Here is a 24,331-nt window from a genome sequence, read left to right on the forward strand (position 1 = left end):
GACGTGCCGCCGGTGTCTCATTCGCGGTAGACGGTGAGCGCGGCACCGTTGATCTCGATGCGCTGTGGTGTGGGGCCTTCTCCCCTGCGGAGCAGGGCCAGGCACTGGTCGAAGAGCGCCAGTTCCTCCTCGGTGAGCACGGCGGCAGCGAGGTCGAGCAGTTCACCGATGGCGGCATCGGTGAGGTCGGCGGGCAGTTCGCCGGAGAGCAGGACCACGTATTCGCCCGACGGTCCTTTGACGATGGCGGTGGTGGGGCCGCCGTGTACGAAGAGCAAGGTTCCCCCTAGAGGGCCTGGGCGTGCGACTTACTGGGCCCGGGCAGGAGGAGAGACTAGCGGCGGATCTTGCCCCTTTGGGTGAAAGCGGCGTCTTTTGGTCCAAGTAGCGCGTGAAGCGTGGGTGTGCGCCCTGTGTCCCGGCCCGCCGTCAGGAGGTACCGGGGGCGCGGCCCAGCAGGGATTCGACCAGTGCCGCGACATGCCGGCGGTCATCGGCCGAAAGGCGCTGGACACTTGCGATGAGTACGTCCACTTCCGGGTCGCCGGAGGGCGCGGCGGCCGGTGCGGGTGCGTCGGCCGGTGCGTAGAGGTGGATGCCGCAGGCCTCGGCGGCGGCCTGGCGGATGGTGCTCAGCGGGAGCCCCAGTCCCTGGGACAGCCCTTCGAGCGTGGCCGGCTGAGGCATGCGGGCCATGTGGTCGGTCGTTGCCAGGTGGTGGACCGTCGAGCGCGGGATGCCTCCGCGGCGGGCGACGTCGCCGTACGACCAGTGCTCGCTGTCCAACCGGTCGCGGATGATCTGCTGCAGTGCGTTGGCCACCGGTGGTCACTTCCTGCTCGCCGACGTGCGGAACTCTTCCGCGTCGGATCATTCTAGAGGCGACTTGGGTGAGTTACGGAAGGTGTTCCCCTGAACCGCTTGCGTAACCCGCATCCCGGCCCGTAGTGTCCAATCTCGTTGGACAGCCCGTCCGACGGAGTTGGACGCGATCCGGGGGGACCTGACCGCGTCCGACAGGAACAACCTTCGAACCCTGAGGGGGAATCGATCATGATGGATCCTCGTGAGCTGGACGCCGAGTCCGCGGACCTGCTGCCGGGCCGTGAGGCCCTCGGTCGCCTGAAGTTCAGCTTCAGCAAGTCCGTGAACGTCACCAAGCACGTCGCCAACGTCTCCGCGCACAACGAGTCGGCCGCGCTCAACGACCACTCGCTGTTCTCGGCGGCCGACTCCGGCGCCGCCCAGGCCATCAACATCCACCAGTGATCCGGTGCCGTACGGTCCGACGCCCCGGCGCCGTACGGCACCCAGTACCGCCGCGGCGACGCACCACCACACCTCCGCCCGCCGCGGCGGTACCACCACTGGGCACCGACATCTGACGGCGTTTCACCCGCCGTCCGCCGGGCGGTCATCCGCGTCCGCCCGGCACCATTCACGTCTTTCAACGAAGGTCTTGAGGAAAGGACACGCAATGAGCATGAACGCGCACGAGCTGGAAGCCGAGTCCGCCGAGCTGCTGCCGGGCCGTGAGGCTCTCGGTCGCCTGAAGTTCAGCTTCAGCAAGTCCGTGAACGTCACCAAGCACGTCGCCAACGTCTCCGCGCACAACGAGTCGGCCGCGGTCAACGACCACTCCGCGTTCTCGGTCGCCCAGTCGCAGGCTTCGCAGTCGATCAACATCCATCAGTAACCCCCTTACGAAGAGGGATAGTTCGGCGGACCGCGCAGGACGTCCTGCGCGGTCCGCACCTTGGGGGGAGGAAGGCGCCCATGACGCTGCTCGGGGACAACACCGCGGCGCTGTACGACACAGGCCCGGTACCGGGTCCCGGGGGGATGCCGGTGACATACGACCAGGTCGCCACCGGTGGCCTCGATGTCATCGGTCTGGAGAAGCCGGTCGTCCCGCGGCTGAGCGCCGGGCTCAAGCTGCACGGCGAATATCAGGGGTCGGGGTTCACCGAGCCCAAGTACATCGCCCGTCGGGGGGACGGGCAGGTCGTGCAGCTGTCGCGGCTGCTGTATCTGGTCGCGTCGTCGATCGACGGCGACCGCGACCTCGAGACCATCGCGCACCGGGTCAGCGGGCGGTTCGGGCGCGAGGTCAGCACGGAGAACATCCGCTATCTGGTCGAGAACAAACTGGACCCGCTGGGCGTGACCGTCCCCGAGGGGCAGGAGGACGACCAGGTCAACGCGCCCCGGTCGGACCTGCTCCTGGCGCTCAAGGGGCATCGCGTCCTGTTCAACGAGCGCCGGGTGGCGAAGATCGCCCGCTCGCTCTCCTGGCTGCACCGTCCCGTGGTCGTGGCGGCCGTGCTCGTCACCATGGCCGTGCTGGACGTCTGGCTGTTCGTGTTCTTCGGCGCGATCACACCCGTGCTCGAAGTGCTCGACCAGCCGGTCCTGCTCCTCGTGGTGTTCGTGCTGACCGTGGCGTCCCTCGTCTTCCACGAGTTCGGCCACGCCTCCGCCTGCCGCTACGGCGGGGCCCGGCCCGGCTGTATCGGCTGCGGTCTGTTCCTGATCTGGCCCTCGATGTACACGGACGTCACCGACGTCTACCGCATCGGCAGAGGCGGCCGGCTGCGCACCGACCTCGGCGGCGTCTACTTCAACGTCGTCTTCATGCTCGCCCTGGCCGCCGCCTACTTCGTCAGCGGTCAGGCGTTCTTCCTGGCCGCCGTCTACCTGGGGCACTTCGAGATCCTCGAGCAGCTGATGCCCGCCGTACGCCTGGACGGCTACTACATCCTGGGCGACCTCGCCGGCGTCCCCGACCTCTACGGCAAGATCAAGCCGATTCTGCTGAGCCTCGTCCCGGGCGCCAAGGGCCGCAAGGCCCGTGCCGAGGTCGCCGGGCTGAAGAAGTCGGCCAGGACCATCGTCGCCACCTGGGTGCTGACGATGGTGCCGCTGCTGGTGGGCGAGCTCGGCTACGCGCTGTGGAACCTGCCCCGGCTCACCACCACGATGATCCGTTCGCTCACCGAGCAGGTGCTGGGCACCGGCGAGGCGTTCGCGCACGGAGAGATCGCGGCCGGTCTGATGGGCGTGGTCGGCTGTGTGATGCTGCTGTGCCCGATGGCGGGCGTGGTGTACCTGTCGGTGAAACTCGGCGGACGCCTGTGGCGGGGGGCAGCGAAGTCGACGGCCGGACGGCCGGGGCTGCGCGTGGTGTTCAGCGCTCTGCTGCTGCTCGGCCTCGGAGGGCTCAGCTACGCCTGGGTGTCCGGCCTGACGCCGGAGCCGCTCCCCAAGAGGCCGCCCATCGCCCCGATCCTGCAGCCCGGTGTGACGCCGTCGCCGCCACCGCCCCGGCAGGCCACGACCCCGGGCCCGTCCGACGCCGTACCGTCGGCCTCGGTCACGGCCACCCCGTCCGGCACCGTGTCGCCGCACGCCTCGACGGGACCCTCGGCCTCGGCGAGCCCCTCGGGCTCCGCGAGTGCGGGCCCCAGCGCGCCGGCGTCGTCCGCGGGCATCGCCGGAAAGCCGTCCAGCAGTGCCACGAACAGCGGCCCGCCGCCCGCCTCGCAGTCACCGGGTTCGGGTCCCCAGACACCTCCCGCGTCGCCGCCGGACACGAGCCCGTCCGTGCCCGCGAGTCCCAGCGAGCCCCCGGCCAGCTCGCCCGCGCCGAGCACTTCCTGATCACCCCGGGCCAGGGCCCAGGGGTTGAGTGGACCGGCCCCGGTCCTGGGCCCGGGGCCGGTCGCTTACGTTCCGCCACCGCGAGGGCACCGGGGCGCCCCGCGCGGCGGAGCTCCGTCCATCGAACTCACTCCACCAGGAGACCCATGTGAATCAGCATCGCAAACCCCGAGCGCAATCCGCCTTCACTCAACGTGCCGTCCGTGTAGGGCTGTTCGCCGCCGGTGCGGCCGGGATCGCCGGCGCCGTTCCCGCGCAGGCGGCGACGGGCCTGCCGCAGCACTCTGCGATCGCCGTCGACCAGACGTTCAGCCGTGCCGACTTCGTCCATCACACGCAGGCCAGGGACTCGTTCACCGTGCGCCAGTTCGGCACGGTCAACGCCGCGACCGCGCGCAACCAGGCGAACGCCGTCGGGGTGGGCTGCTCGGTCGACGACCACTGCCGCTCGGTGGCGCTCTCCTTCCAGATCGTCACGATGGCCGGTGAGCACACGCACTTGAACGCCATCAACCGCGGCGACGCCGTCAACGAGCACTGCGACGGATGCCAGACCCTTGCCGGCGCCTACCAGTTCGTCGTCTCGACACCGCGCCCCTTCACGCTGGACAAGGGGAGCCAGCAGAAGCTCGCCGACATCCACCGGCGGCTGGACGCGCTGACCCGCTCGACCCTTCCGGCCACCGACCTCAAGACCCGGGCCGACGCCCTGGCCGCCGAGGTGAACAAGGTGCTCGCCGACGCGGTCGCGAAGGCCCCCAAGGGTGCTGAGCGGCCGACCGTCACCCTTCACCGCCACCTGGACGGCTGGCCCGCCCACTGACCGGGCCGGCCACGGCCCGCCGCCCCGAAGGGTGTGGGGCGGCGGGCCTCTTGGCGTGGGCGGTACCCCTGACGTGCGCACGATGTCTTTGAGCAGGTGCGTCCAAGGGCTCGGCGATTGGCCGGAGATGGACGTTCCGGTCCCGCGCCTTCAGTACGTACGATGCGATCGCCCCCGTCCTTCACAGTGTCAACACAGCGCCTTCACAGGCAGGGGCTGTGCGTGCCGCTGTCTGGCATGCGCATGACGTTCTGCACCTGATCCAACGCACTGGTCCGCGACGGCCCGGCACCGCAGGCGTGCCGGGCCGCACCCCCCAGCCATCGGCGGTGAACACCGCCGGGACACCGATGCAACGGATAGGAGAACCATGGCCGGTGGACTGCTCCTGAGTGCCGCGACAGCGGCACTCCTCGCCACCGTACTGCCCGCGGGCGACCCGTCCTCCGGGATCACCGACCCGCCCCCGGACAAGATCGTCATCAAGGTCGCCACCGTGAACGGATCCGGCTGCCCCCAGGGCACCACCGCGCTCGCCGTCTCACCGGACAACACCGCCTTCACGGTGACCTACAGCAGCTACCAGGCCCAGGTCGGCGGCGGTTCCGACCCCACGGCGTTCCGCAGGAACTGCCAGGTCAACCTGATCGTCCATGTGCCGCAGGGCTTCACCTACGCCATCGCCAGCGCGGACTACCGCGGCTTCGCCTCCCTGCAGAAGGGCGCCACCAGCACGGAGAAGGCGTCGTACTACTTCCAGGGCTCCCCTGACACCGCGGCGATCACCCACCCGTTCCGCGGCCCCTACGCCGACGACTGGCAGGCGACGGACACCACGGACTGGTCGCAACTGGTCTGGGCACCCTGTGGCGTGCAGCGGAACTTCAACATCAACACCGAGCTCCGGGTCAGCGCCGGTACGTCTGCGCCCGGCAGCACCAGCTTCATGACGATGGACTCGACGGACGGTGACATCAGCACCATCTACCACCTCGCCTGGAAGGAGTGCCCCAAGTCCTGACCCCTTCCGCCTCCCGCGCGCCCTCACCGGCCCCTTCGCACCGGGGCCGGTGACGGCGCGCGGCGCGTGACCGGACGTCAGGCCGGCCGACCCGGCGACGGCTCAGCCCTGGTGTGCGCGCAGCGTGGTCAGTGCCCGGTCCGCGTGCGCGCTCATCCGCAGTTCGCTGCGGACGATTTCCAGCACCCTGCGATCCTGGTCGATGACGAACGTGACCCGCTTGGTCGGGGCGAGCGAGAACCCGCGCCTGACGCCGAACTGCTCCCGCACCGTCCCTTCCGCGTCCGACAGGAGGGGGAAGCCCAAGGAGTGCCGGTCGGTGAACTCCCGCTGACGGGCCACGGCATCGCCGCTGACGCCGACCGGCTGAGCGCCGACGGCCGCGAACTCGGCTGTCAGGTCACGGAAGTGGCACGCCTCGGCCGTGCAGCCCGCGGTGAGGGCGGCGGGGTAGAAGAAGAGGACGACCGGCCCGCCGGCGAGGAATCCGGACAGTCTCCGCTCGGTGCCGGTCTCGTCCGGCAGCACGAAGTCCGGCACCACGGTGCCCACTCCGATGTGCGATGTCATGCGCAACCTCCGTGTATCGGCCAAGCCCTTCCCTCGGAGCCGTATCCTCCGTTCGGGGACTGGCATCTGCAAACGCGGTTTCCCTAGGATGAGTTGCTCGCCGAGCCGGTCCGACGGCACGGCCCGGACCTGGGGGCACGATGCAGTCTGGCAGGCAGTTGTCCACATCGATCGACGCCACGGTACCCACGGCCGCCCGGATGTACGACTACTACCTCGGCGGCAAGGACAACTATGCGGCCGACCGGGCGGCTGTCGAGGAGCTGGACAAGGTCGTACCCAGCACGCGGGCGCTCGCGCAGAACAACCGGCGGTTCCTGCAGCGGGTCGTGCGCACGCTCGTGGAGGACCACGGCATCCGGCAGTTCCTCGACCACGGATCCGGGCTGCCCACGCAGAACAACGTCCACCAGGTCGCGCAGCGCGTCGACCCCACCACCCATGTGGTGTACGTGGACAACGACCCGATGGTGCTGGTCCACGGCCGCGCCCTGTTGGAGCAGGACGAGCGTACCGCGGTCATCCAGGCCGACATGCGGGACACGGAGGAGATCTTCTCCCACCCCGAGGCCCGGCGCCTGATCGACTTCTCGCAGCCGGTGGCCGTGCTGTTCAACTCCGTGATGCACTGCATCCCGGACAGCGAGACCGATGGACCGCCCGTCCTGTCCGCCCGCGTGGCCGAGCGACTGGTTCCGGGCAGCTTCATGGTGATGTGCCAGCTCGTCAGCGAGGACCCGGAAGTCCGCGATTTCGTCACCGGCTTCATGGACCAGGCCACACAGGGGCACTGGGGACGGGTCCGTCAGGAGAAGGACGTCGCCTCATGGTTCGAGGGCATGGACGTACTCGACCCGGGAGTGGTGGAGGTCTCCACCTGGCGGCCCGACAGCGAGGTGGCGCCTCGTCAGCTCACGCAGGAATGGATCGAGTTCGGCGGAGTCGGCCGCATCAGGTGACCCGTCACGACCCCGCCCCGTTCGTCAGGCATGGACTCAGTAGCGCTCGTCCAGCATCCCCTGGAGCAGAGCCACTGAGGCACGCGGGTTGAGGGCTTCGTCGGCGAGCCGGTCGAGCACCACCCGGTACTCCTCCGTCTCGTCGCGGTCCTCGAGGAAGTTGGCGCTCTTGATGTGTTCCAGGTAGACGATGTCCGGCAGATCGAGACCGCCGAACCGCAGATAGGTCACCGGGAACGCGGGAGCGGACGCGTTCGTCACGTCCAGCGGCACGATCTGCAGGACGACATGAGGCCGCTGAGCCATCTCCAGGAGATGCTCGAGCTGTTCGCGCATCACCTCACGGCTGCCCAGCACGCGCATCAGGACGGACTCATCGACGACGGCCCACAGTTGAGGAGCGTCCTGACGCCGCAGCAGTTCGCGACGTCGCAGCCGCAGCTCCACCCGGCGCTCCACCTCGGCCGCCGACGCCGTGGGCAGACCGCGCTTCACCACGGCCCGGGCATAGGCAGGGGTCTGCAACAGCCCGGGAACGTACTGGATCTCGAAGGTACGGATGGCGGCGGCCGCCTCCTGAAGCCCGACCAGACGGTCGAACCACTCGGGCATCAGCCGCTTGTCATAGCGCTGCCACCAGCCGGGCTCACCCGCGCGCTGCAACAGCCTCAGCAGGACCGAGGCTTCGTGCTCATCGGTACCGTAGAGCTCGAGCAGCGCACGGACATCGGTCTCCGTCGGCGGCTTGCGGCCCTTGCCGGACTCTATCCGCGACAGCTTCGCGGGGCTGAAGCCGAGGGCACGCGCCGCCTGCTCCTGGGCGAGGCCCGTGGCCTCGCGGATACCGCTCAACTGAACGCCGACCAGCATCTTCAGCAGAGTCGGGGCGGGCTCGGTCCTGTTGAGATACGGTTCGAGACGGGAGGCACGGTGTGACTCGGTGGACATCCTCACTCCCGGTTGGCCGACGGACGACAGGTCCGCATTATCGCACTCCGCCGGGTCTCACCGCATGCTCCGTACCGGCCGGAGTCCCATCACACGAAGTGATCGAACTCCCCGTCCCTGGCGCCGGCCAGGAAAGCGGCCATCTCGGCGTGGGTGTACACGAGCGCAGGTCCCTCCGGATCCCGGGAGTTGCGCAGCGCTACCGCTCCGTCGGCCAGTGCCGCCACCTCGACGCAGTTGCCCTCCGCGTTGCTGTGCCTGCTCTTGATCCAGCGGACGTCCAACGCGCTGGCCCTTACTCCGTTCGGCACTGAAGTCACCACAGTCTCCTTGCTGGTTGATCCGCCACCGGCCCTGGCGCGCCACGGGATGAGCGCGCCCGGACCCCATGGCTCACGGGGCTACCTTCCCATCGTGCAATTTCCCGTGCAATTGCACAACGGCGTTGACTGCGTGGATAATAGCGAGGGCGTCAACGCCAAGCCGACGCCACGGATTGACGTCGTATCAGGGAGATGCCATGCCATCACCTGTACTCGCGCACCGTGCTCCAGGCCGTATGCCGGGCAGGGCTGCGCCTCGGGCGGGAAGGACCGCCCTTCGTGTCAGTGCGGCGAGCGTTGCCGCGACGGAAGGGACGAACGGGGCCTTGCCCCACACTGCTTGCGGGGAGCGGACATGGTCACACCATTGAAGGACCTGGGACATGTGCCGTGGGACACCATCAAGGATTCCAGCGGATCCGCGAAGGCCATCCCTGTCCTGCTGCACAACGTCGCTTGGGGAGACGAAGCCACTGCCGCGGAGGCGCTCGGTGATCTGAGGACCCGGATCTGCCAGTACGGCTTCGTGGTCGACCAGGCGACCGCCGCCACCGTGCCCTTCCTGTGGGAGCTGGCCCAGCTTCCCCAGGTGACCTGCCGTGTGCAGATCCTCAGGCTGCTGGGGAACATCGCGGCGGCCCGGCAGTGGGAGAGCACCGCCTCCGTGTATCCCAAGCTGCTCAACTACAGCCATGACTACGTGGGGTGGGAGCGCGCCGCACGCCGGGCCGTCCACGCCGACACGGGTGCGCTGCACCATCTCCTCGAGGAGCCCGACTCCGAACTCGCCGAGGCCGCCGCCGAACTGGCGTCCGCGCTCGCGGCCTGAGAGCGGGGGCGTGCACCGCGCGGGGGACGGTGCACGCCAGGAGACCGCAGCCCTGAGCATCGCGGTGCGGAGCGCGGCGGTTCTCATGGCTGCGCGATGTCTCACCCCTGGCCTGCGCCCGGCCGGGCTGATCCTTCTCGGCGCCCTCAGCCCTCCTGACGATCCGCCGGCGGGCTGACACCGGACCGGGCGAAGTCAGGCGCCTCGCCGATTGGCGCCCGGGCGTCCCGGGTATCCGGTGCTCCACACCCACCGAGGAAGGGAGCCCCGTGACCATCGAGAGACCGTGGACATACGAAGTGGGCAGCGGCCACGTCGAAGGGCAGGATCTGATCGGCTACACCGTCGAGGCCACGGACGGCATCGTCGGACAGGTCGACCGGCAGGCCGACGGACCCGGCATGCGGCATCTGATCGTGGACACCGGGGTATGGGTCTTCGGCAAGAGCGTCCTCATCCCCGCGGGCGTCGTCACCGGCATCGACGCCCAGGAACGACAGATCACGCTGGCCTGCTCCAAGGACGAGGTGAAGGCCGCACCCCTCTTCCGCACCGACAGCGAGACACTCGACCCGGACTACCTCTCCAGCGTCGACGACTACTACCGGGGCCTGCCGCCGCGGGCCGCCGAGTGACACTGCCAAGGGCGCCCCTGACCTCGTGCCGCCGGGAGTGTGCCTCGCCCGTCCGGGCGATGGACACTCCCGGGCACCCATGCCTCTCGCGCCACCGGGTAGGCGGGGGAGGACGACAGCAAAGGACCATGCCGCACCGGACCTCGCCCGCCGGGCCACCGGGGTCCTCGGCACGGCAGGGGAGCACACGGGGGAGGACATGGAGAGCACTCCGGTATCCGGGGGTCCACTTGAGATCACCGCGCCCCGTGATCCGCTCGCGGGGTTCTTCGTCGGCGCCGTGCTGGACCGGCCGCCGGGTCAGGGCGCGCGATGATACCGGCGAGCATGCCCTCGCGCGGGGCGCATCCGGCCGACACGGGCGAGGCACAAGAGGAGGGGGGCCCGGGCGCTCCCGGCTGTAGCTGTACGGTCCACGCGCCGGCGGCTGACGGAATGCCGTCCCCGCAGGCTCCCTCGGTCACGAGCGCGGCGTCGGCCCGCGCCCATGTGCTGGCCCTTGTACGCGCGCGTGAGGACGGTACGGGCGTTGCGCCGGCCGAGCAGGCGGTCACCGATCTGCTGCTCGTCACATCGGAGCTGGTCTCCAATGCGTTCCGGCACGGGGGCGGTCTGGTGTCCTTCCGGGCGACCGTCACCCCGGAAGGGATCCGGATCGGTGTCCACGACCGCAGCGCGGACATCCCGCCGGTGGCCTTCGGCTCCGGTGCCCTGCCCGACATACACCGGGGCGGGGGGTACGGATGGCCGTTGATCATCAAGCTGGCGCGCGACATCTCCATCGAGCGGTGCGCCGGTGGCGGAAAGGTGGTGAGCGTTCTGGTGCCCCTGGCGCCTTCGGCCTGAAGGCGGGTCACCAAGGCCGCTGCAAGTGCCCCTACCAGGGGAGGAAGACGTGGACATCCTTGCCGTCCGGCTGGACGACGACGCTCACCTGGTCACACAAGGTGTGCACGAGGTGCCATCCGATGCCTCCTGCCCGGCCCGGCCGGAAGGGGCGCGGCGAGGGTGGCGTAGGGCTGGTGTCGTGGACGGTCACATGAACCCCGTCGAAGGTCGGCCGCAGCCGAAGCGTGAAAGGGCCCGGGGCGTACTGCACCGCATTGGCGGCGAGCTCGTCGACCACCAGGAGGACATCGTTCCAGTGGTCCGGACTCGTGGGAGGAGCGGCCCGCGCGAGACGGCGCAGAAACGTCTCGGCGGTCAGTCGTGCGTCCGTCACATCGTGCAGTTCGCCGTCGAACTCGCTGAAGAGGCACTCGACCGCCTCGAACGGCCAGGGCTTGTCGTCCCAACACGGCTCCGTTGCCATGCCGTCCTTCCCCCGGCCGGCACACCGGCCGGATGTCGTCGTTCGTCACGCTGTCGCCCGGCTCCCTTTAAGACGGTTGCCGAAAAGACGGCGCCTACGCCTGTGAGATCACGTGTACTCGGGGGCGGCCTGGGTAGCAGCGCGCCGAACGGTCCGGCACGGCCGGTCCGAAGCGGAGGGCACGGCAGGCGTGGGAAGCGCGGTGGGAGTTGACCGTGAGGTGACGGAGGCAGAGGAGGCGGGCGGCACTCCCAAGGCGCTGGCCCGCCAGCTCGGGGACGCGGTGGAGAGCCTGGTCACGCTGTGGATCTCGGCAGCGGAGTCCGTCACACCGCGACTGTCGAGGCATCAGTTGAAGGCGCTGACGGCGGTGCTGCATGGTTCGGAGCTGAACCTCACCGCGCTGGCGGAGACGCTGGGTATCGCGCTGCCCGCGGCGAGCAGGCTCTGCGACCGGCTGGAGGCGGCGGGCCTGCTGGAGCGGGTGGCCCATCCTCTCAACCGGCGGGAACTGCAGCTGAGGGTTACCGCGCAGGGGCGCAAGGTGCTGGCCGAGGTTGCCGAGCGCAGGGCGGGGAGCCTTGCGGCGGTGCTTGCGGCCATGGCGCCGGCGCAGCGGGAATCTCTGGAGCGGGGGCTTCGGGGGGTGCGGGAGGTGGGGGGACCGGGCGGGGAGTCGTGACGCTGCGCTGTCCCTGCGGGTGCGGTGCGGTTTTTTGCGCAGTTCCCCGCGCCCCTTGTCGGGCGTGCGTTTCGGCGGTGTTCCGCGTTGCTAACGGGGGGCAGCCTCCTCGACGTGGCAGAGCAGGAGGCATACGTCGTCGTCTCGTTCCGAGTCTCGGAGCAAGGGGTCCAGGATCTGGTCGGCGGCGGATTCCAGACCGTGGGTCAGGTCTCGTGCGGCCAGTGCGGACATCGCCTCGGTGAGGCGCTCGATACCTGGATCGATGCCCTGCGCACGGCGCTCCACCAGGCCGTCCGTGTACAGGGCAAGGGTGGCCCCGGGCGGCAGCTCGACGGTGTGGTCCTCGATGTCCTGGCGCAGCGGAATGCCCAGCATGGCGCCCGGCTTGTCGTCAAGGGTGCGTACCCGGCCGTCGGGCGTGCGCAGCACCGGTGGCGGATGTCCCGCCGCCGCCCAGGTCAGCACGCGCTCGCCGGGACGGAAGCGGGCGATGACAGCCGTGGCGTACAGGTCCGGCTGCAGATGATGCAGGAACACGTGCAGCCGGGTGAGAAGCCGGCCCGGGCTGCCTCCGTCGACGGCGTACGCCCGCAGCGCCGTGCGCAGTTGGCTCATCATCACCGCCGCGTGCAGCCCATGGCCGGTGACATCGCCTATCACGGCGATCAGGCTCCCGTCGGGCTGGCGGAAGGCGTCGTACCAGTCTCCGCCGATGTTGAGACCGTGGGTCGCCGGCAGATAGCGGGCGGCGAGGTGGAGCCCGGGGGTGCTGGGGAGGTCGGTGAGAAGCGCCCGTTGCAGCGTTTCCGCGATGTCGCGGTTGTGTTCGAAGCGCTGCGCGTTGTCGATCGCGGTCCCGGCCCTGCGGGCCAGCTCGATGAGCATCACGGCGTCGTCCGGGTCCCACCGCTCGCCGGGCGGGGTGAGGATCAGCACGCCGAGGGTGGTACGCCGGGCCGACAGAGGCAGGCACAGATGGGGCCGGGTGGGCTGGAGGGCGGAGGGCGGCCGGTCGTCCACCCCGGGCAGTCCGCCCGGGTGCGCGGCGGCGTACTGCGGCCGGCCGCTGCGCGCGGCGAGCACCGCCGCGGCCGGACGGGGACCGTGCCCCCGCTCCGCGTCCTCGTCGCTGAGCAGCCATACGTCGACGCTGCGCGCGTACGCCGGCATCAGCAGCTGCGGGAGCAGACGCACGATCTCCCCGTGGTTGAGGGACGCCGTCAGCGCATCGCTGGAGTCGGCGAGGAACGTGAGCCTGCTGCGGGCCTCCTCCGCCTCGGTACGGGCGGCGCGCTCGGCGGCGAACAACTCGCGCTGAGCCTCGCCCGCGGCGTCCAGTTCGGCGTGCAGGGCCAGTACGCCCTGGTTCGTCTGGTGCAGTTCCTCACGGTGGAAGTCGACCAGCGTCTCCTGCTCCGTGAGGGCGTCCAGCACACGGGCGGTGTCGTCGTCGGCGCCGAGGAGCGCTTCGGCGAGGGCTTCGGGGCCTCCGGTCGGTGAGGCCGGGGCGGCGCGGTCGTCGGGTTCTGCCGCGAGTACGGACGCACGCCACGTGGGCTGTTCGGGTGGGCCGTCGTCCGGGGCCGGGCGGAGGGTGAGCCGCAGCTGGGAACGCTCATGCCGCCGGGACGGCCGCGTGGCGTGCAGGGTCAGCCGCCAGGTGCCGCCCTTGTCGAGGGACTGGCGCAACTGCGCCGTGAGCGCGGTCACCAGGCGCGCACGGTCGAGGACGGGCACATCGTGCTCGGCCACGAGCCGGGCGGCGTCGACACGGGCCCGGGCGGCGTCCACGACCGTGCTGATGCGCCAGGTGTGGGTCATGGTTCACGACCCGCCTGTGTGGGGGACAGCACGGCCACCGTGGTGTCGTCGCGGACGGGCCGGGCGGAACTGCTGGCGTCACGCACGATCAGGGCCGCCGTCACGCCGGGGTCGAGGGCCGGGGGCACGTCGGAGCGCAGCGACCACCGGCTGGGCAGCCCGTCGCTGTGCAGGACGAGCAGGCAGTGCGGGGACCAGGGCAGCCGGTGCCGGGGGATGTGCGCGGGCCGGTGGGCGCCGACTATCCCCGGATGCGACAGCAGATGCTGCCAGTCGTCCCCGGTGCGCAGCCTGGCCCCCACGTTGCCGATGCCGGAGAACTCCAGTTGCCCGGAGGCCAGGTCGAGTTGGGCGACGGCGACGGCGGCGCCCCGGGTGTCGCGCAGCGCGCCATGGAGTCCCGCGAGGAGTTCCTCGGGCCTGAGCGCGGCGTTCAGCCGCAGGTGCCGGACGGCCGCGTCGGAGGCCTCGGCCGCCGCCGGCCCGTGTCCCAGCCCGTCGGCGAGGAGCAGGGTGACGCGCTCGCCGGAGCGTACACAGGCCCAGGCATCGCCTGAATGACAGGCCACGAACGGGATGTTGACCCCTCCGGCCCGGACCCGCGCGGGGGCGCTGCCGTCCTGTGTCCTGGACCGGTTCCCCACCGAAGCATGGATGCGGGCGAGGGCGACGGTGCCGCGCCCGGGGGAGCTGTGGAGGTCGAAGACGTCCGCGAGACGGCGGCAGGTTCCGAGGCCCGCGCCCAGTGTTGCCGTGGTCGAGAAGCCGTCGCCCAGCGCGGTCGGGAGGTCCTCGATGCCCGGGCCGTGATCGATCGCGGTGATCTGCAGCGCGGGCCTCGGCTCGGACGCCCCGTGCCCGGGGCCGGCGTCCACCGTCTCGATGAGGATCTGTCCACCGCCCGCGTGTTTGAGCAGGTTGGTCGCGAGTTCGGTGGCGACGAGTTCGGCCGCGGCGGCGCGGTCCGGTGGGAACCCGGCGCGTCCGCAGGCGTCCTTCGCCGCGACACGGACGTCCCGGACCCGGGTCGGGTCGTGGACGGGAATGTCCCGGACGTGGGTCATCGTGCCTCCTCACGGGGGCGTGGCGGTCCGGCGGTCCAGCAGACCACCGTGATCGAGGTGCCGACACCGGGAGCGGTGTCGATGGAGAAATCGTGGACCAGCCGCCGGGCCCCGCCCAGCCCCAGTCCCAGCCCGCCGCCCGAGGTGTAGCCGTCGGTCAGTGCCCGCTCGACGTCGGCGATGCCGGGGCCGTCGTCGGTGAAGGTCAGTCTCAGACCCCGGGCGCGGCCGTTGTCCAGGACGGTGGACTCGACCTGTCCGCCCCCGCCGTGGACGAGCGTGTTGCGCGCGAGCTCGCTGGCCGCGGTGATCAGTTTGGTCTGTTCCACCAGACCGAAACCGACCTCGGCCGCCGCACGCCGCACATGCTGCCGTACCCACGCCAGATCCATGTCCGAGCGGATGGGCAGGCATGCGGCGAGGCGGCCCGATGTCTCCGTCACGCGTTCTCCTGGCGTCCGGGACCGGGGGACAGGGGAGGAGTGGATGCGGACGCTCGCGTGAGCATCCGCAGAGCCTCGTCGGTGTCGAGCGCGGTGCGCAGGCCCGGCAGGGTGAGGCCCAGTTCGACCAGGGTGATGGCGACCGCGGGACGCATGCCGGCCACGACGGTCTGAGCCGCGAGCAGCCTCGCGTTCGCGGCGATCTCCGCGAAGACGCGGCCGAGGAAGGAGTCGACGATCTCGACGCCGGAGACGTCGATGACGACGCCCGCCGCCGAACTGCGGGCAATCGCCTCGCCGATGTCCTGCTGCAACTGCTCGGCCGCCTTGTCGTGCAGTTCGCCGTGGAGCGTGACGAGCAGCACGTCGCCGACCTTGAGGACGGGGACGTGGGCGCCCGCCGGCCCCCTGTAGCCGTCGATCATCGCGGGACGCCTCCGCTCGACGACCGGTCCACGATCACGGCACCCTGCTGGTGCAGGGCGTAGGCGAGGGCGTCGGCGAGGCTCGCACGGGTGACGACCGAGCCCAGGTCGATCCCCAGATGCACGATGGTCTGGGCGATCGCGGGCCGGATGCCGGAGACGATGCATTCGGCCCCCATGAGCCGTGCCGCAGCGACGGTCTTCATCAGATGCTGAGCCACCAGCGAGTCGACGGTCGGCACCCCCGTGATGTCGAGGATGGCGAAGCGGGCCTGCTGTGTGACGACCGCCTCCAGCAGGCTCTCCATCACGACCTGGCTACGGGCGCTGTCCAGGGTGCCGATGAGCGGCACGGCGACGATGCCGCTCCACAGGCTGATGACGGGCGTGGCCACCTCCTGCAGTTGCAGGCGCTGCCGGTCGATGATCTCCTCGCCCGCGCTGAGGGCCGTCTCCATCACGAGCAGCCGCAGCGTGCCCAGCAGGACGGTGAGCGTGACCACTTGCGGCCCCGACGCCTCGCCGTCCGTCACGGCCAGGTCGGCCCTCAGCAGATCGGTGACCGACGGGCGCAGCGCCGCCACCTCGTCGGCGATTTGCGAGGGGCCCGCACCCGCACGCGCGCGCGAGGCCGCCATACGCGTGAGCTGTTCCCGCACCCCCGCGAAGCCCGGGGCCCGGAGGTCCTCGGTCCGCCCGGAGGCGGCGACCACGGCAAGCGCCTCCACCAGGGCGCCGGCGGCTTCCACGGCCTCGTCACGGGAGACCGTGAACACCGTACGGAACAGCATCTCGTCGGACCAGCGCTGCGCGATCTGCTCGCGGCGGCGTCGCAGGAAGTCACCGACGATCCGCGCCGAAGTCCCCTGGTCCGCTGCCGACTCCTGGTCCGTCACGTCACTGTCTCCTTCGTACGTACGCCCGACCGGCTGCCAGGGAGCCTTCTCCAAGAGCGCGGTTCATTGTCGCGTGACAACTGTAATCATGCGAGATCGCACAGGACACCCGTGGCTGTCCCGAAGACCGTCCCACGAACGGGGGCCTCCTCGAACGCCGTTCATTCGCTCATGCGTGCGGGCACGAGGCCGTCCGGCCGGAGCGCCGGTGCCCGCGAAAACCCTACGGGGCGTCCTGCTGCCCGAACCAGTCCAGACACACCACCAGTGCGTCGTCCTGCGGGTCGGGTACGCCGCGGTGACCGGTGAGTTCCCTCAGCACGGCGCGGGGCACCTCGGCGGCGGGCAGCAGTATCGTGGACGCGATGGCCTTCGCCAGCGCCCGCTCGCCGTAGGTCTCGCCTCCCGGCGCGGCCACCCCGTACACGCCGTCGCTGACGAAGACGAGCCGGTCTCCCGGTTCGACCTGGAACTCCTGGACGACGTAGTCCGTCTCCTCGAACATGCCGAGCGGCAGCTGGGCCTCGAAGTCGATCGCTTCGACGCTCCTGCCGCGCAGGCGCAGCATCCGCGGGGAACCGGCGTCGACGACCTTTATCCGGCCGGTCGACAGTTCCATGTCGAGCAGCAGCACGGACAGGTAGGAGGAGCCCCGGTACTGGGCGTAGACCGCCTGGTCGGCCAGGGCCGCCTGGTCCTCGATGGAGATCCCGGCGCGTCGCGCGTTGCGCAGGGCGTTGATCCCGAGGTTGGTGAGCAGCGACGCCTCGATGCCCTCGCCCATGCCGTTGGTGATGTACACCATCAGCCGGTCGGCGCCCGCGGACCAGTCGAAGTTGTCCCCGAAGATCGCGTAGGCGGGCTCCAGTTGCGCGCCGAGCGCGTACTCGGGCCGTGCGCACGAGCGGCCGGGGAGCAGCTGCCACTGCATCTCCGCCGCGAGCGTCAGCCGATCCCGGCGCCTGGCCCGCACATAGACGTCGGTGTCCCGCTCGGCCACGATCAGTTCATGGCCCAGGACCTCGGCGATGTCGGCGAGTTCGGGCAGTGTCCCGGCCGCCCGGCGGGACGGCAGTGTGACCGTCAGGACACCGAGCCGGTCCCCGCGTACGGTCACCGGCAGATGGACCCGGACCAGGTCACCGAGCTCCTCCACGACGGGGTCCTGCGCGCCGAATGCCCGTCCGGACGTGCTTCCGTGCACGGGTACGGGGTCGGCGGCGTGGGGCTGCGGCGAGACGGGCTGAAGGACGGTGAGTCCGTAGTCGGCCATCAGAAGATCGACCGACTCCGCCGCGTGCTCGGTGCGCAGCACCTCCCGGAGCGCGTCCACCAGACAGTGCGGAGCCGCGTTCCGGAGCGCCCTTTCTGCTGCGACAAAACTGTTCACGATGTCGGATACGCCATTCTTCTACTAGTACGATTCCGGACCCATGTCGTGGCGGGGTCGTGCGGTCGTGCGCCGGTGTCCGTATCTATCGTTGTGTGCGTGCTGCGTCCCCGGCGGGCCGACAGCATCCGAGAAGTCTGGGAGAGTGAGATGGTGACTTCCTCCAGCCCGCGTCCGGAACCCGCGGAGGTGGCGCGTGTGACCTCAGAGGCGGCCGAACTGCTGGAGATCCTGTGGGGACGCGCCCCGACCACCCCCGTCTCCGCCTCCCAGATGCGTGTGCTCTTCATCCTGGAGCACAACGAGGGGATCAACCTGCGGACGCTCGCCGACGCGCTCGGCTCGACCCCGCCCTCGACCAGTCGGCTGTGCGACCGGCTCCAGGCCGTCGGGTACGTGGAGCGCGCGGCCAGCTCCATCAGCCGCCGTGAGCTGCGGCTGTACCTGAGCCGCCGGGGCAGGACCTTCCTGGCCGAGGTGCGGTCGCGGCGCGAGCAGGCACTGGAGTCCGTCCTGGCCCAGATGCCGGCGGCCAAGAGGACGGCGCTGCTCCAGGGACTCGAGGCGTTCGTGGCCGCCGCATCGGCCGAGCTCCACGAGGCCGAGGGAACCGGCGCCCGTACGGCGTGAAGCGGGGCAGTCGGTTCCGCCCACCGCAACATTGCAGTTCCCTCCGTGCGTTCGATGCCCCCACACTTTGTTGCCTGGCGGCTACAGTTGTCAAACGGCAAGTATTGCCGCCGTTTGGCCCCCGCGTGCGCGAATGCCCAAGCGGGGGTGGTGCGGGCGGGGCAGGCCGGTGCGGTGCCCCTGTCAGGGGGTGTCGGCACCCTTGAGGAGGGGGGTATGCGCTGTGGGCGACCCGGACGAGGCCTCCATCGCGGCCAGGGCGTCGTCGACGCTCCCGAAGGACGGGACGGTCAGGCTCACTCCCGTCAGGTCCAGGATCCGCCGCACGGCCGGTGCGGGATCGATGAGGCCCACGGAGCCGTCGGCCTGCCGGGTTTCCTTGTAGGCCCTGAGCACGATGTTGATGCCGGAAGAATCCATGAAGGGCACGGACGACAGGTCGAGCAGCAGATGCCGCCGCCCGTGGTGCATCTGGTTGGCCAGGTGGTGATGCAACTCCGTTGCGGTGTCGACGTCCAGGTAGCCCTTCACGATGACCAGCGCGACACCTTCTCGTGGCGTTGTCACATCGATGCACAGAGGGGTCTTCTCGGCCGACACAATGCCTCCCATACGTATACATACGGCTTGAGGGGTTCCGCCTACCCCGGGCCGGGTTCCCGATGCACGGACGGCCACGCCCCAAGAGTGATCAACCTCTCCCCACCGCAACACCATCCGACAGCGATTGCGCCCCCGAGTACCCGCAACACGTCTCACCACACCCAAGCAACGACGCAAGGGGCCGCAGGTGGCCAGGGACGCGAAGAATGGCGCGAAATCCCACGCCACACCGGGCGCAACCGACCAGGGTCGCGGGGAACCGCGCAGCAAACCACGACGCACCGGCAGTCGACGACGTACCGGGCGGCAACCGATCAGGGGCGCGGGGAACTGCGCAAAAAAGCCACGACGCACCGGCAGTCGACGACGTACCGGGCGGCAACCGATCAGGGGCGCGGGGAACTGCGCAAAAAAGCCACGACGCACACGCAGCCGACGACACCCCCGGCGTTCATCCGAACCGCTTCTCCCCGCCCTCCCCCAACCGCCTCGCCAACCCCCGCAAGGAAAAACCTTCCCTCTTCCGCGACGGCTCCTGTCCGGGCGAAGGCAGCGCGCCGAAGGACTCCCGGTACCCCGCCAGCGCCTCGTGAGCCAGCTCCGCCGCCTCCCGGTACAGATCGCGCGACTTCGTCATTGCCTCGAGGGCCTCGGCGTAGGCGGCGACCTGGCGGCGGGCGACGACGAGTTCCTCCTCGAGCGTCGTCAGATGCCACTGCTCGCGCAGTGCGCCCAGCGCTTCCTCGCCCCCCTGAGGCAGCGGCCCGGGATCCTCGGCGCGGCGTCGTACGACATCGATGAGGTCCGTGGGCACCGAACCGTCGAGAAACACCGAGCGCACGCTGAGGCTGTTGTCGTCGACACCCGGACCGCCCGGCACCGCGGGGAGCACCACGGCGCCGCCACGGGGCACCCGCACCCCCAGGTCGTACAGCGCCCAGTTGACCACCTGGAACTGTTCGGGAGTGGCACGGTGCTCCACGATGCGGTGCCGCAGGCTGGGCGGCAGCAGCGGCGCCAGCGGCCGCAGCCCGCGCTCACCGGTGGTCATCGCCTCGTGGATCACCACATGGATGCCCCAGGTGTGCCGGGCGCACTCCTTGAGCAGACGCTTGAGGGCCCGGTCGTCCGACGGCAACGGGTTGATCCGCCGGAACCGCAGTCCCCCCACGACGTCGTGGTCCCAGGGGCTGTCCGCGTCCTCGGGCCAGAAGACGGTGGCGGGCGACGGCCAGTCGAGCTCCCAGCCGCGGTCCGCCTCGGCCACCAGCACCCAGTCCTGCGCGCCGTCCTGGCCGGGGGTCGCCCCGAGGTCCAGACGGGCCCGTACGACAACGTCGTCGGCGACCGTCCAGCGCGCTTCGAACGAGCGGCTGCCCTCGGTGCTCGCCTCACCGGAGTGACCGGAATCCCCGAGCGCTCCGGAGCCGTCGGGGTCATCTGATGTTGCGGGGCCACCGGAGCCACGGGAGCCGTCGGGCTCGAACAGGTCCTGGATGACCGCTTCGCTCTTCAGTTCACGCAGCCGCCGCCGGACGGTGTCCTCGGCGTCCGGGCCGAGGTATCGCCCGCGTGCCAGCCACACGGTGTCGGGAGCCGCGTCACGGACAGGGGAGGACTTTGCCATGGATCACTCTGCGGTACGGGGTCGATGGGCGCCTCCAGTATGGTCCGTGCATGTCACGGGCCTGGAGGCGAGGTCAGGGATGATTCCTTCCTCTACCGTATTGCCATTTCGCGTGCGGATATGCGCAGCAACGAGGAAAAAGTCCGGAAGCCGAACGGGCGGGGCGAGTGTCGCGATCGCGCCAACGTGCGGTCTGATAAGCAGAGTTGTGCATGGCATGTCGGTGGCGGGGCACCCGACTCGCACATCGAGAGAGAGGGCCTGGCCGTGCTCGTTCCGGATCCGAAGGTCGTCAGAGGGCTGCTGACCCGGTACGCGTCCCTGCAGATCGCGCTCGCCGAGAGGCACACGCCCGAAAGGGCGCGAGAGCTCGAGGACGTCAGTTACACGCTGTGCGTCATGATGGGAACCCGTGGTGTTCACGACGCGGTGGCGGCCGGAGACGCGCTGCTCGTCGACGGAACCGGGCGCCCCGGGTCCCGGGAGGCGGGCGGAGGGAAGAGCTTGCCGGTGACCGTCTGAGGTCCGCGGGAAGTCTGCCGGAGGCCCCGCGTCGTTCTCACGGGATCACCGCGCCGGACAGGGGCTCCGACGCGGTGATCTTGCCGATTCCGGTTCCGCGGGTGATCGCTACGGCAGCAGCTTGTCGAGCGCCGCCCGCCCCTCGGACGCGAGCTTGCGTTCCGCCCATGCGAGGGACTTGGGGGTGATGTCCCTGCCCGAGGCGAGGACCAGATCAACGGCCGAGGGCTTGGACTCCTTGGGAGCCACATGCAGCAGGTCGTCCGGCGTCGCGCGGTCGGCGGACGGGCGATGTGACGGATCGGGCTGTGACGTCGGCATCTTGTCTCCCATGCGAGTCGATCCGCAGTGGTGGCACCCGCGGATCGTCACGCGGGCGGGACACCACCCTTCACCTCACCTTTCATCGAGATGACGCCGCCCGCATCCCGGGAGAGGTGATTCTTTCCCGCCACCTCCCGGTCTCCGACCGTGCGTGACGAATATTCCACTCACGGTGTTCGCGGCTGCCTGCCTGCGCACTGGCGCGGCGGCCGAGGGATAACCCTCGAATCCGGTGCCAGTGACTGACATGGACGGGTCAATGCTGTCACCCTGCCTCCAGCCGCGGTGCGCGCTGTGTACAGCCCCACCACGGTTACGGTTCCCCGCACCGCTCAGCTCGTTCCGGACAGCACATCCCGTCTGTCCGGTCTGTCACCGGCCGTAGGACTCGCGGCCGCAGCAGTAGGAGTACGAGTGAGACGAATACCCCGTCAGGCGACGGCGACCGGCGCCCTCGTGGCGACCGCCGCCTTCCTCGCCGTCGGCATGCAGGCGGCTCCGGCGACCGCCACCCCCGCTCCCCACGCCGGCACCCTGCGCACCGGGGCTCTGGAGGCGCACCTCTCCCCTGCCCAGCACAGCGCGCTGCTCAAGAGCGCGGCCGAGAAGACGACGCAGACCGCGCGCTCCCTCGGCCTCGGCTCGAAGGAGAAGCTCGTCGTCAAGGACGTCGTCAAGGACAACGACGGCACGCTCCACACCCGTTACGAGCGCACCTACGACGGACTGCCCGTCCTCGGCGGCGACCTCGTCGTGCACACTCCGCCGGCCTCCCTGGCCACCGGCACCGTGAGCACGACGTTCAACAACAAGCGCACCATCACGGTGCCCACGACCACCGCGGCGTTCACCAAGTCGGCCGCCCAGAGCAAGGCGCTCAAGACGGCCAAGGCCCTCGACGCCAAGAACCCCGCGGCGCAGAGCGTCCGCAAGGTGATCTGGGCCGGCAACGGCACGCCGAAGCTCGCCTGGGAGACCGTGATCAGCGGATTCCAGGACGACGGCACGCCCAGCAAGCTGCACGTCATCACGGACGCGACCACGGGCCAGGAGCTCTACCGCTACCAGGGCATCGAGAATGGCGTCGGCAACACCCACTACAGCGGCACGGTCTCGCTGACCACCACGCAGTCGGGTTCGACGTACACGCTGAACGACGCCTCGCGCGGCGGTCACAAGACGTACAACCTGAACCACGGCTCGTCCGGCACCGGCACGCTGTTCTCGCAGTCGAGCGACACCTGGGGTGACGGCACCAACTCCAACGCGGCCACCGCCGGCGCCGACGCCGCCTATGGCGCGCAGGAGACCTGGGACTTCTACAAGAACACGTTCGGCCGCTCGGGCATCAAGAACGACGGCACGGCCGCGTACTCCCGCGTGCACTACGGCAACTCGTACGTGAACGCGTTCTGGGACGACAGCTGCTTCTGCATGACGTACGGCGACGGCTCGGGCAACAACGACCCGCTGACCTCGCTGGACGTGGCGGGCCACGAGATGAGCCACGGTGTCACCTCCAACACCGCGGGCCTCGACTACACCGGGGAGTCCGGCGGCCTCAACGAGGCGACCTCCGACATCATGGGCACCGGCGTCGAGTTCTACGCCAACAACAGCTCCGACCCGGGCGACTACCTCATCGGCGAGAAGATCAACATCAACGGTGACGGCACCCCGCTGCGCTACATGGACAAGCCCAGCAAGGACGGCGGCTCCGCCGACAGCTGGTACTCCGGCGTCGGCAACCTCGACGTGCACTACTCCTCGGGGCCGGCGAACCACATGTTCTACCTGCTCTCCGAGGGCAGCGGCACCAAGGTCATCAACGGTGTGACCTACAACAGCCCGACCTCGGACGGCGTCGCCGTCACCGGCATCGGCCGCGACAAGGCGCTGCAGATCTGGTACAAGGCGCTGACGACGTACATGACGTCCAGCACGAACTACGCCGCGGCGCGCACGGCCGCGCTGAACGCGGCGTCGGCCCTGTACGGCGCCAACTCCGCCGAGTACGCCGGGGTCGGCAACGCCTTCGCCGGTATCAACGTCGGCAGCCACATCACGCCCCCGAGCTCGGGGGTGACGGTCACCAACCCGGGCAGCCAGTCCTCGACCGTGGGCACCGCGGTGAGCCTGCAGATCTCGGCGTCCAGCACCAACAGCGGCGCCCTGTCCTACAGCGCCACCGGTCTGCCGCCCGGCCTGTCGATCAACAGCTCGACGGGAGCCATCACCGGCACCCCGACGACCGCGGGAACCTACAGCACCACGGTGACCGTGACCGACAGCACGGGTGCCACCGGCACCGCGAGCTTCACCTGGACGGTCAGCCCCTCGGGCGGCGGCGGCTGCACCTCGTCGCAGCTGCTGGGCAACCCGGGCTTCGAGTCCGGCAACACCACCTGGACCGCCACGAGCGGGGTCATCACCAACGACAGCGGTGAAGCGGCGCACGGCGGCTCCTACAAGGCCTGGATCGACGGCTACGGCTCCACGCACACCGACACGCTGTCCCAGTCCGTGGCGATCCCGTCCGGCTGCAAGGCGACGCTCACCTTCTACCTGCACATCGACACCTCGGAGACCACCAAGAGCACCCAGTACGACAAGCTCACGGTGACCGCCGGATCGAAGACGCTGGCGACGTACTCGAACCTCAACGCCGCCTCCGGTTACTCCCAGAAGTCCTTCGACCTGTCCTCGCTCGCGGGGACCATGGTCACCCTGAAGTTCAACGGCGTGGAGGACTCCTCGCTGCAGACCAGCTTCGTCGTCGACGACACCGCGCTGACGACCAGCTGACATCACCTCCCTGCCC

Annotated in this window: 28 protein-coding genes; 13 read left to right on the forward strand and 15 right to left on the reverse strand. The window is 69.9% G+C overall.

Annotated elements, in window-relative coordinates; translation table 11 throughout:
• Positions 1 to 17: 17 nt before the first annotated feature.
• Together ABZ845_RS09690 and ABZ845_RS09695 are read right to left on the reverse strand one after the other, a co-directional pair.
• Positions 18 to 278, reverse strand: coding sequence for a hypothetical protein (locus tag ABZ845_RS09690; RefSeq protein ID WP_360975434.1), 261 nt, complete (start codon positions 276 to 278; stop codon positions 18 to 20).
• Between the two features lie 151 nt (positions 279 to 429).
• Positions 430 to 822, reverse strand: coding sequence for a helix-turn-helix transcriptional regulator (locus ABZ845_RS09695; protein WP_360975437.1), 393 nt, complete (start codon positions 820 to 822; stop codon positions 430 to 432).
• Positions 823 to 1,053: 231 nt separating this feature from the next.
• On the opposite strand from ABZ845_RS09695, the gene ABZ845_RS09700 reads away from it, so the two are divergent.
• From ABZ845_RS09700 to ABZ845_RS09720, 5 genes are all read left to right on the forward strand, one after another.
• On the forward strand, positions 1,054 to 1,269 hold the full coding sequence (locus tag ABZ845_RS09700; protein ID WP_360975440.1) for a hypothetical protein: 216 nt from the start codon (positions 1,054 to 1,056) through the stop codon (positions 1,267 to 1,269).
• Between the two features lie 208 nt (positions 1,270 to 1,477).
• Positions 1,478 to 1,696, forward strand: a complete 219-nt coding sequence (locus ABZ845_RS09705; protein ID WP_360975443.1) for a hypothetical protein — start codon at positions 1,478 to 1,480, stop codon at positions 1,694 to 1,696.
• Positions 1,697 to 1,776: 80 nt separating this feature from the next.
• Positions 1,777 to 3,660 (forward strand): hypothetical protein, encoded by a 1,884-nt coding sequence (locus tag ABZ845_RS09710; RefSeq protein ID WP_360975445.1) that lies wholly within the window; start codon positions 1,777 to 1,779, stop codon positions 3,658 to 3,660.
• Positions 3,661 to 3,808: 148 nt separating this feature from the next.
• Positions 3,809 to 4,483 carry a hypothetical protein gene (locus tag ABZ845_RS09715; protein WP_360975448.1) on the forward strand — a complete coding sequence of 225 codons (675 nt, stop codon included), beginning with the start codon at positions 3,809 to 3,811 and terminating at the stop codon, positions 4,481 to 4,483.
• A 370-nt stretch (positions 4,484 to 4,853) separates the two neighbouring features.
• Positions 4,854 to 5,504 (forward strand): DUF4360 domain-containing protein, encoded by a 651-nt coding sequence (locus tag ABZ845_RS09720; RefSeq protein ID WP_360975451.1) that lies wholly within the window; start codon positions 4,854 to 4,856, stop codon positions 5,502 to 5,504.
• A 102-nt stretch (positions 5,505 to 5,606) separates the two neighbouring features.
• Here ABZ845_RS09720 and ABZ845_RS09725 read toward each other — a convergent pair whose 3' ends face one another.
• The gene (locus tag ABZ845_RS09725; RefSeq protein WP_360975454.1) at positions 5,607 to 6,074 is read right to left on the reverse strand and encodes a peroxiredoxin; all 468 of its coding nucleotides are present in this window, start codon (positions 6,072 to 6,074) and stop codon (positions 5,607 to 5,609) included.
• Between the two features lie 140 nt (positions 6,075 to 6,214).
• On the opposite strand from ABZ845_RS09725, the gene ABZ845_RS09730 reads away from it, so the two are divergent.
• Positions 6,215 to 7,033, forward strand: a complete 819-nt coding sequence (locus tag ABZ845_RS09730; protein WP_360975457.1) for an SAM-dependent methyltransferase — start codon at positions 6,215 to 6,217, stop codon at positions 7,031 to 7,033.
• A gap of 36 nt (positions 7,034 to 7,069) precedes the next feature.
• Here ABZ845_RS09730 and ABZ845_RS09735 read toward each other — a convergent pair whose 3' ends face one another.
• Together ABZ845_RS09735 and ABZ845_RS09740 are read right to left on the reverse strand one after the other, a co-directional pair.
• Positions 7,070 to 7,981, reverse strand: a complete 912-nt coding sequence (locus ABZ845_RS09735; RefSeq protein WP_360975460.1) for a helix-turn-helix transcriptional regulator — start codon at positions 7,979 to 7,981, stop codon at positions 7,070 to 7,072.
• 89 nt (positions 7,982 to 8,070) lie between these two features.
• The gene (locus tag ABZ845_RS09740; RefSeq protein WP_360975463.1) at positions 8,071 to 8,301 is read right to left on the reverse strand and encodes a DUF397 domain-containing protein; all 231 of its coding nucleotides are present in this window, start codon (positions 8,299 to 8,301) and stop codon (positions 8,071 to 8,073) included.
• Positions 8,302 to 8,659: 358 nt separating this feature from the next.
• On the opposite strand from ABZ845_RS09740, the gene ABZ845_RS09745 reads away from it, so the two are divergent.
• The 3 genes from ABZ845_RS09745 to ABZ845_RS09755 all read left to right on the forward strand — a co-directional run bounded on the left by ABZ845_RS09745 (position 8,660) and on the right by ABZ845_RS09755 (position 10,614).
• The gene (locus ABZ845_RS09745) at positions 8,660 to 9,133 is read left to right on the forward strand and encodes a hypothetical protein (RefSeq protein WP_360975466.1); all 474 of its coding nucleotides are present in this window, start codon (positions 8,660 to 8,662) and stop codon (positions 9,131 to 9,133) included.
• Between the two features lie 269 nt (positions 9,134 to 9,402).
• The gene (locus tag ABZ845_RS09750; RefSeq protein WP_360975469.1) at positions 9,403 to 9,768 is read left to right on the forward strand and encodes a PRC-barrel domain containing protein; all 366 of its coding nucleotides are present in this window, start codon (positions 9,403 to 9,405) and stop codon (positions 9,766 to 9,768) included.
• 435 nt (positions 9,769 to 10,203) lie between these two features.
• Entirely contained in the window at positions 10,204 to 10,614 is a 411-nt protein-coding gene (locus ABZ845_RS09755) for an ATP-binding protein (RefSeq protein WP_360975472.1), read from the forward strand.
• 31 nt (positions 10,615 to 10,645) lie between these two features.
• On the opposite strand, the gene ABZ845_RS09760 is transcribed toward ABZ845_RS09755, so the two are convergent.
• Positions 10,646 to 11,080: an ATP-binding protein gene (locus tag ABZ845_RS09760; RefSeq protein WP_360975475.1), complete on the reverse strand. Its 435-nt coding sequence runs from the start codon at positions 11,078 to 11,080 to the stop codon at positions 10,646 to 10,648.
• 220 nt (positions 11,081 to 11,300) lie between these two features.
• On the opposite strand from ABZ845_RS09760, the gene ABZ845_RS09765 reads away from it, so the two are divergent.
• Positions 11,301 to 11,762 carry a MarR family transcriptional regulator gene (locus tag ABZ845_RS09765; RefSeq protein ID WP_360975478.1) on the forward strand — a complete coding sequence of 154 codons (462 nt, stop codon included), beginning with the start codon at positions 11,301 to 11,303 and terminating at the stop codon, positions 11,760 to 11,762.
• A gap of 90 nt (positions 11,763 to 11,852) precedes the next feature.
• Here the strand turns inward: ABZ845_RS09765 and ABZ845_RS09770 are convergent, their stop codons facing one another.
• The 6 genes from ABZ845_RS09770 to ABZ845_RS09795 form a co-directional block, all read right to left on the reverse strand.
• Positions 11,853 to 13,586, reverse strand: coding sequence for a SpoIIE family protein phosphatase (locus ABZ845_RS09770; RefSeq protein WP_360975481.1), 1,734 nt, complete (start codon positions 13,584 to 13,586; stop codon positions 11,853 to 11,855).
• Positions 13,583 to 14,650 (reverse strand): ATP-binding SpoIIE family protein phosphatase, encoded by a 1,068-nt coding sequence (locus tag ABZ845_RS09775; protein WP_360975484.1) that lies wholly within the window; start codon positions 14,648 to 14,650, stop codon positions 13,583 to 13,585. The genes ABZ845_RS09770 and ABZ845_RS09775 overlap by 4 nt, the downstream gene beginning before the upstream one ends.
• Entirely contained in the window at positions 14,647 to 15,042 is a 396-nt protein-coding gene (locus ABZ845_RS09780) for an anti-sigma regulatory factor (RefSeq protein ID WP_360975780.1), read from the reverse strand. Before ABZ845_RS09780 ends, ABZ845_RS09775 begins: the two co-directional genes overlap by 4 nt.
• Positions 15,043 to 15,089: 47 nt before the next feature.
• The gene (locus tag ABZ845_RS09785; protein WP_360975487.1) at positions 15,090 to 15,518 is read right to left on the reverse strand and encodes an STAS domain-containing protein; all 429 of its coding nucleotides are present in this window, start codon (positions 15,516 to 15,518) and stop codon (positions 15,090 to 15,092) included.
• Positions 15,515 to 16,414 carry an STAS domain-containing protein gene (locus tag ABZ845_RS09790; protein WP_360975490.1) on the reverse strand — a complete coding sequence of 300 codons (900 nt, stop codon included), beginning with the start codon at positions 16,412 to 16,414 and terminating at the stop codon, positions 15,515 to 15,517. Before ABZ845_RS09790 ends, ABZ845_RS09785 begins: the two co-directional genes overlap by 4 nt.
• Before the next feature lie 223 nt (positions 16,415 to 16,637).
• Positions 16,638 to 17,804, reverse strand: a complete 1,167-nt coding sequence (locus tag ABZ845_RS09795) for a PP2C family protein-serine/threonine phosphatase (protein WP_360975493.1) — start codon at positions 17,802 to 17,804, stop codon at positions 16,638 to 16,640.
• 150 nt (positions 17,805 to 17,954) lie between these two features.
• Here ABZ845_RS09795 and ABZ845_RS09800 point away from each other — a divergent pair, with 150 nt between their 5' ends.
• Positions 17,955 to 18,434, forward strand: coding sequence for a MarR family transcriptional regulator (locus tag ABZ845_RS09800; protein ID WP_360975496.1), 480 nt, complete (start codon positions 17,955 to 17,957; stop codon positions 18,432 to 18,434).
• Positions 18,435 to 18,617: 183 nt separating this feature from the next.
• Here ABZ845_RS09800 and ABZ845_RS09805 read toward each other — a convergent pair whose 3' ends face one another.
• A complete protein-coding gene (locus tag ABZ845_RS09805) occupies positions 18,618 to 19,034 on the reverse strand; it encodes an STAS domain-containing protein (protein ID WP_360975499.1) in 417 nt (138 codons plus the stop codon).
• A gap of 454 nt (positions 19,035 to 19,488) precedes the next feature.
• Positions 19,489 to 20,664, reverse strand: a complete 1,176-nt coding sequence (locus ABZ845_RS09810) for a hypothetical protein (protein ID WP_360975502.1) — start codon at positions 20,662 to 20,664, stop codon at positions 19,489 to 19,491.
• A gap of 267 nt (positions 20,665 to 20,931) precedes the next feature.
• On the opposite strand from ABZ845_RS09810, the gene ABZ845_RS09815 reads away from it, so the two are divergent.
• Complete coding sequence (locus ABZ845_RS09815; RefSeq protein ID WP_360975783.1) at positions 20,932 to 21,186, forward strand: DUF5133 domain-containing protein; 255 nt, start codon at positions 20,932 to 20,934, stop codon at positions 21,184 to 21,186.
• Positions 21,187 to 21,294: 108 nt separating this feature from the next.
• Here ABZ845_RS09815 and ABZ845_RS09820 read toward each other — a convergent pair whose 3' ends face one another.
• On the reverse strand, positions 21,295 to 21,507 hold the full coding sequence (locus tag ABZ845_RS09820; protein ID WP_360975505.1) for a hypothetical protein: 213 nt from the start codon (positions 21,505 to 21,507) through the stop codon (positions 21,295 to 21,297).
• 417 nt (positions 21,508 to 21,924) lie between these two features.
• On the opposite strand from ABZ845_RS09820, the gene ABZ845_RS09825 reads away from it, so the two are divergent.
• Positions 21,925 to 24,315: a M4 family metallopeptidase gene (locus ABZ845_RS09825; protein WP_360975508.1), complete on the forward strand. Its 2,391-nt coding sequence runs from the start codon at positions 21,925 to 21,927 to the stop codon at positions 24,313 to 24,315.
• Positions 24,316 to 24,331: the final 16 nt, after the last annotated feature.

This window comes from Streptomyces sp. NPDC047022 (assembly GCF_040644155.1).
Taxonomy (GTDB): Bacteria; Actinomycetota; Actinomycetes; order Streptomycetales; family Streptomycetaceae; genus Streptomyces.

What these genes read in the sequence shown, in the direction of transcription:
- ABZ845_RS09820 (WP_360975505.1), bottom strand. Translation starts at nt 21,507, where the DNA reads ATGCCGACGTCACAGCCCGATCCGTCACATCGCCCGTCCGCCGACCGC.
- ABZ845_RS09730 (WP_360975457.1), top strand. Translation starts at nt 6,215, where the DNA reads ATGCAGTCTGGCAGGCAGTTGTCCACATCGATCGACGCCACGGTACCC.
- ABZ845_RS09775 (WP_360975484.1), bottom strand. Translation starts at nt 14,650, where the DNA reads ATGACCCACGTCCGGGACATTCCCGTCCACGACCCGACCCGGGTCCGG.
- ABZ845_RS09800 (WP_360975496.1), top strand. Translation starts at nt 17,955, where the DNA reads ATGGTGACTTCCTCCAGCCCGCGTCCGGAACCCGCGGAGGTGGCGCGT.
- ABZ845_RS09810 (WP_360975502.1), bottom strand. Translation starts at nt 20,664, where the DNA reads ATGGCAAAGTCCTCCCCTGTCCGTGACGCGGCTCCCGACACCGTGTGG.
- ABZ845_RS09770 (WP_360975481.1), bottom strand. Translation starts at nt 13,586, where the DNA reads ATGACCCACACCTGGCGCATCAGCACGGTCGTGGACGCCGCCCGGGCC.
- ABZ845_RS09700 (WP_360975440.1), top strand. Translation starts at nt 1,054, where the DNA reads ATGATGGATCCTCGTGAGCTGGACGCCGAGTCCGCGGACCTGCTGCCG.
- ABZ845_RS09785 (WP_360975487.1), bottom strand. Translation starts at nt 15,518, where the DNA reads ATGATCGACGGCTACAGGGGGCCGGCGGGCGCCCACGTCCCCGTCCTC.
- ABZ845_RS09760 (WP_360975475.1), bottom strand. Translation starts at nt 11,080, where the DNA reads ATGGCAACGGAGCCGTGTTGGGACGACAAGCCCTGGCCGTTCGAGGCG.
- ABZ845_RS09725 (WP_360975454.1), bottom strand. Translation starts at nt 6,074, where the DNA reads ATGACATCGCACATCGGAGTGGGCACCGTGGTGCCGGACTTCGTGCTG.
- ABZ845_RS09710 (WP_360975445.1), top strand. Translation starts at nt 1,777, where the DNA reads ATGACGCTGCTCGGGGACAACACCGCGGCGCTGTACGACACAGGCCCG.
- ABZ845_RS09735 (WP_360975460.1), bottom strand. Translation starts at nt 7,981, where the DNA reads ATGTCCACCGAGTCACACCGTGCCTCCCGTCTCGAACCGTATCTCAAC.
- ABZ845_RS09745 (WP_360975466.1), top strand. Translation starts at nt 8,660, where the DNA reads ATGGTCACACCATTGAAGGACCTGGGACATGTGCCGTGGGACACCATC.
- ABZ845_RS09755 (WP_360975472.1), top strand. Translation starts at nt 10,204, where the DNA reads ATGCCGTCCCCGCAGGCTCCCTCGGTCACGAGCGCGGCGTCGGCCCGC.
- ABZ845_RS09705 (WP_360975443.1), top strand. Translation starts at nt 1,478, where the DNA reads ATGAGCATGAACGCGCACGAGCTGGAAGCCGAGTCCGCCGAGCTGCTG.
- ABZ845_RS09720 (WP_360975451.1), top strand. Translation starts at nt 4,854, where the DNA reads ATGGCCGGTGGACTGCTCCTGAGTGCCGCGACAGCGGCACTCCTCGCC.
- ABZ845_RS09780 (WP_360975780.1), bottom strand. Translation starts at nt 15,042, where the DNA reads ATGGATCTGGCGTGGGTACGGCAGCATGTGCGGCGTGCGGCGGCCGAG.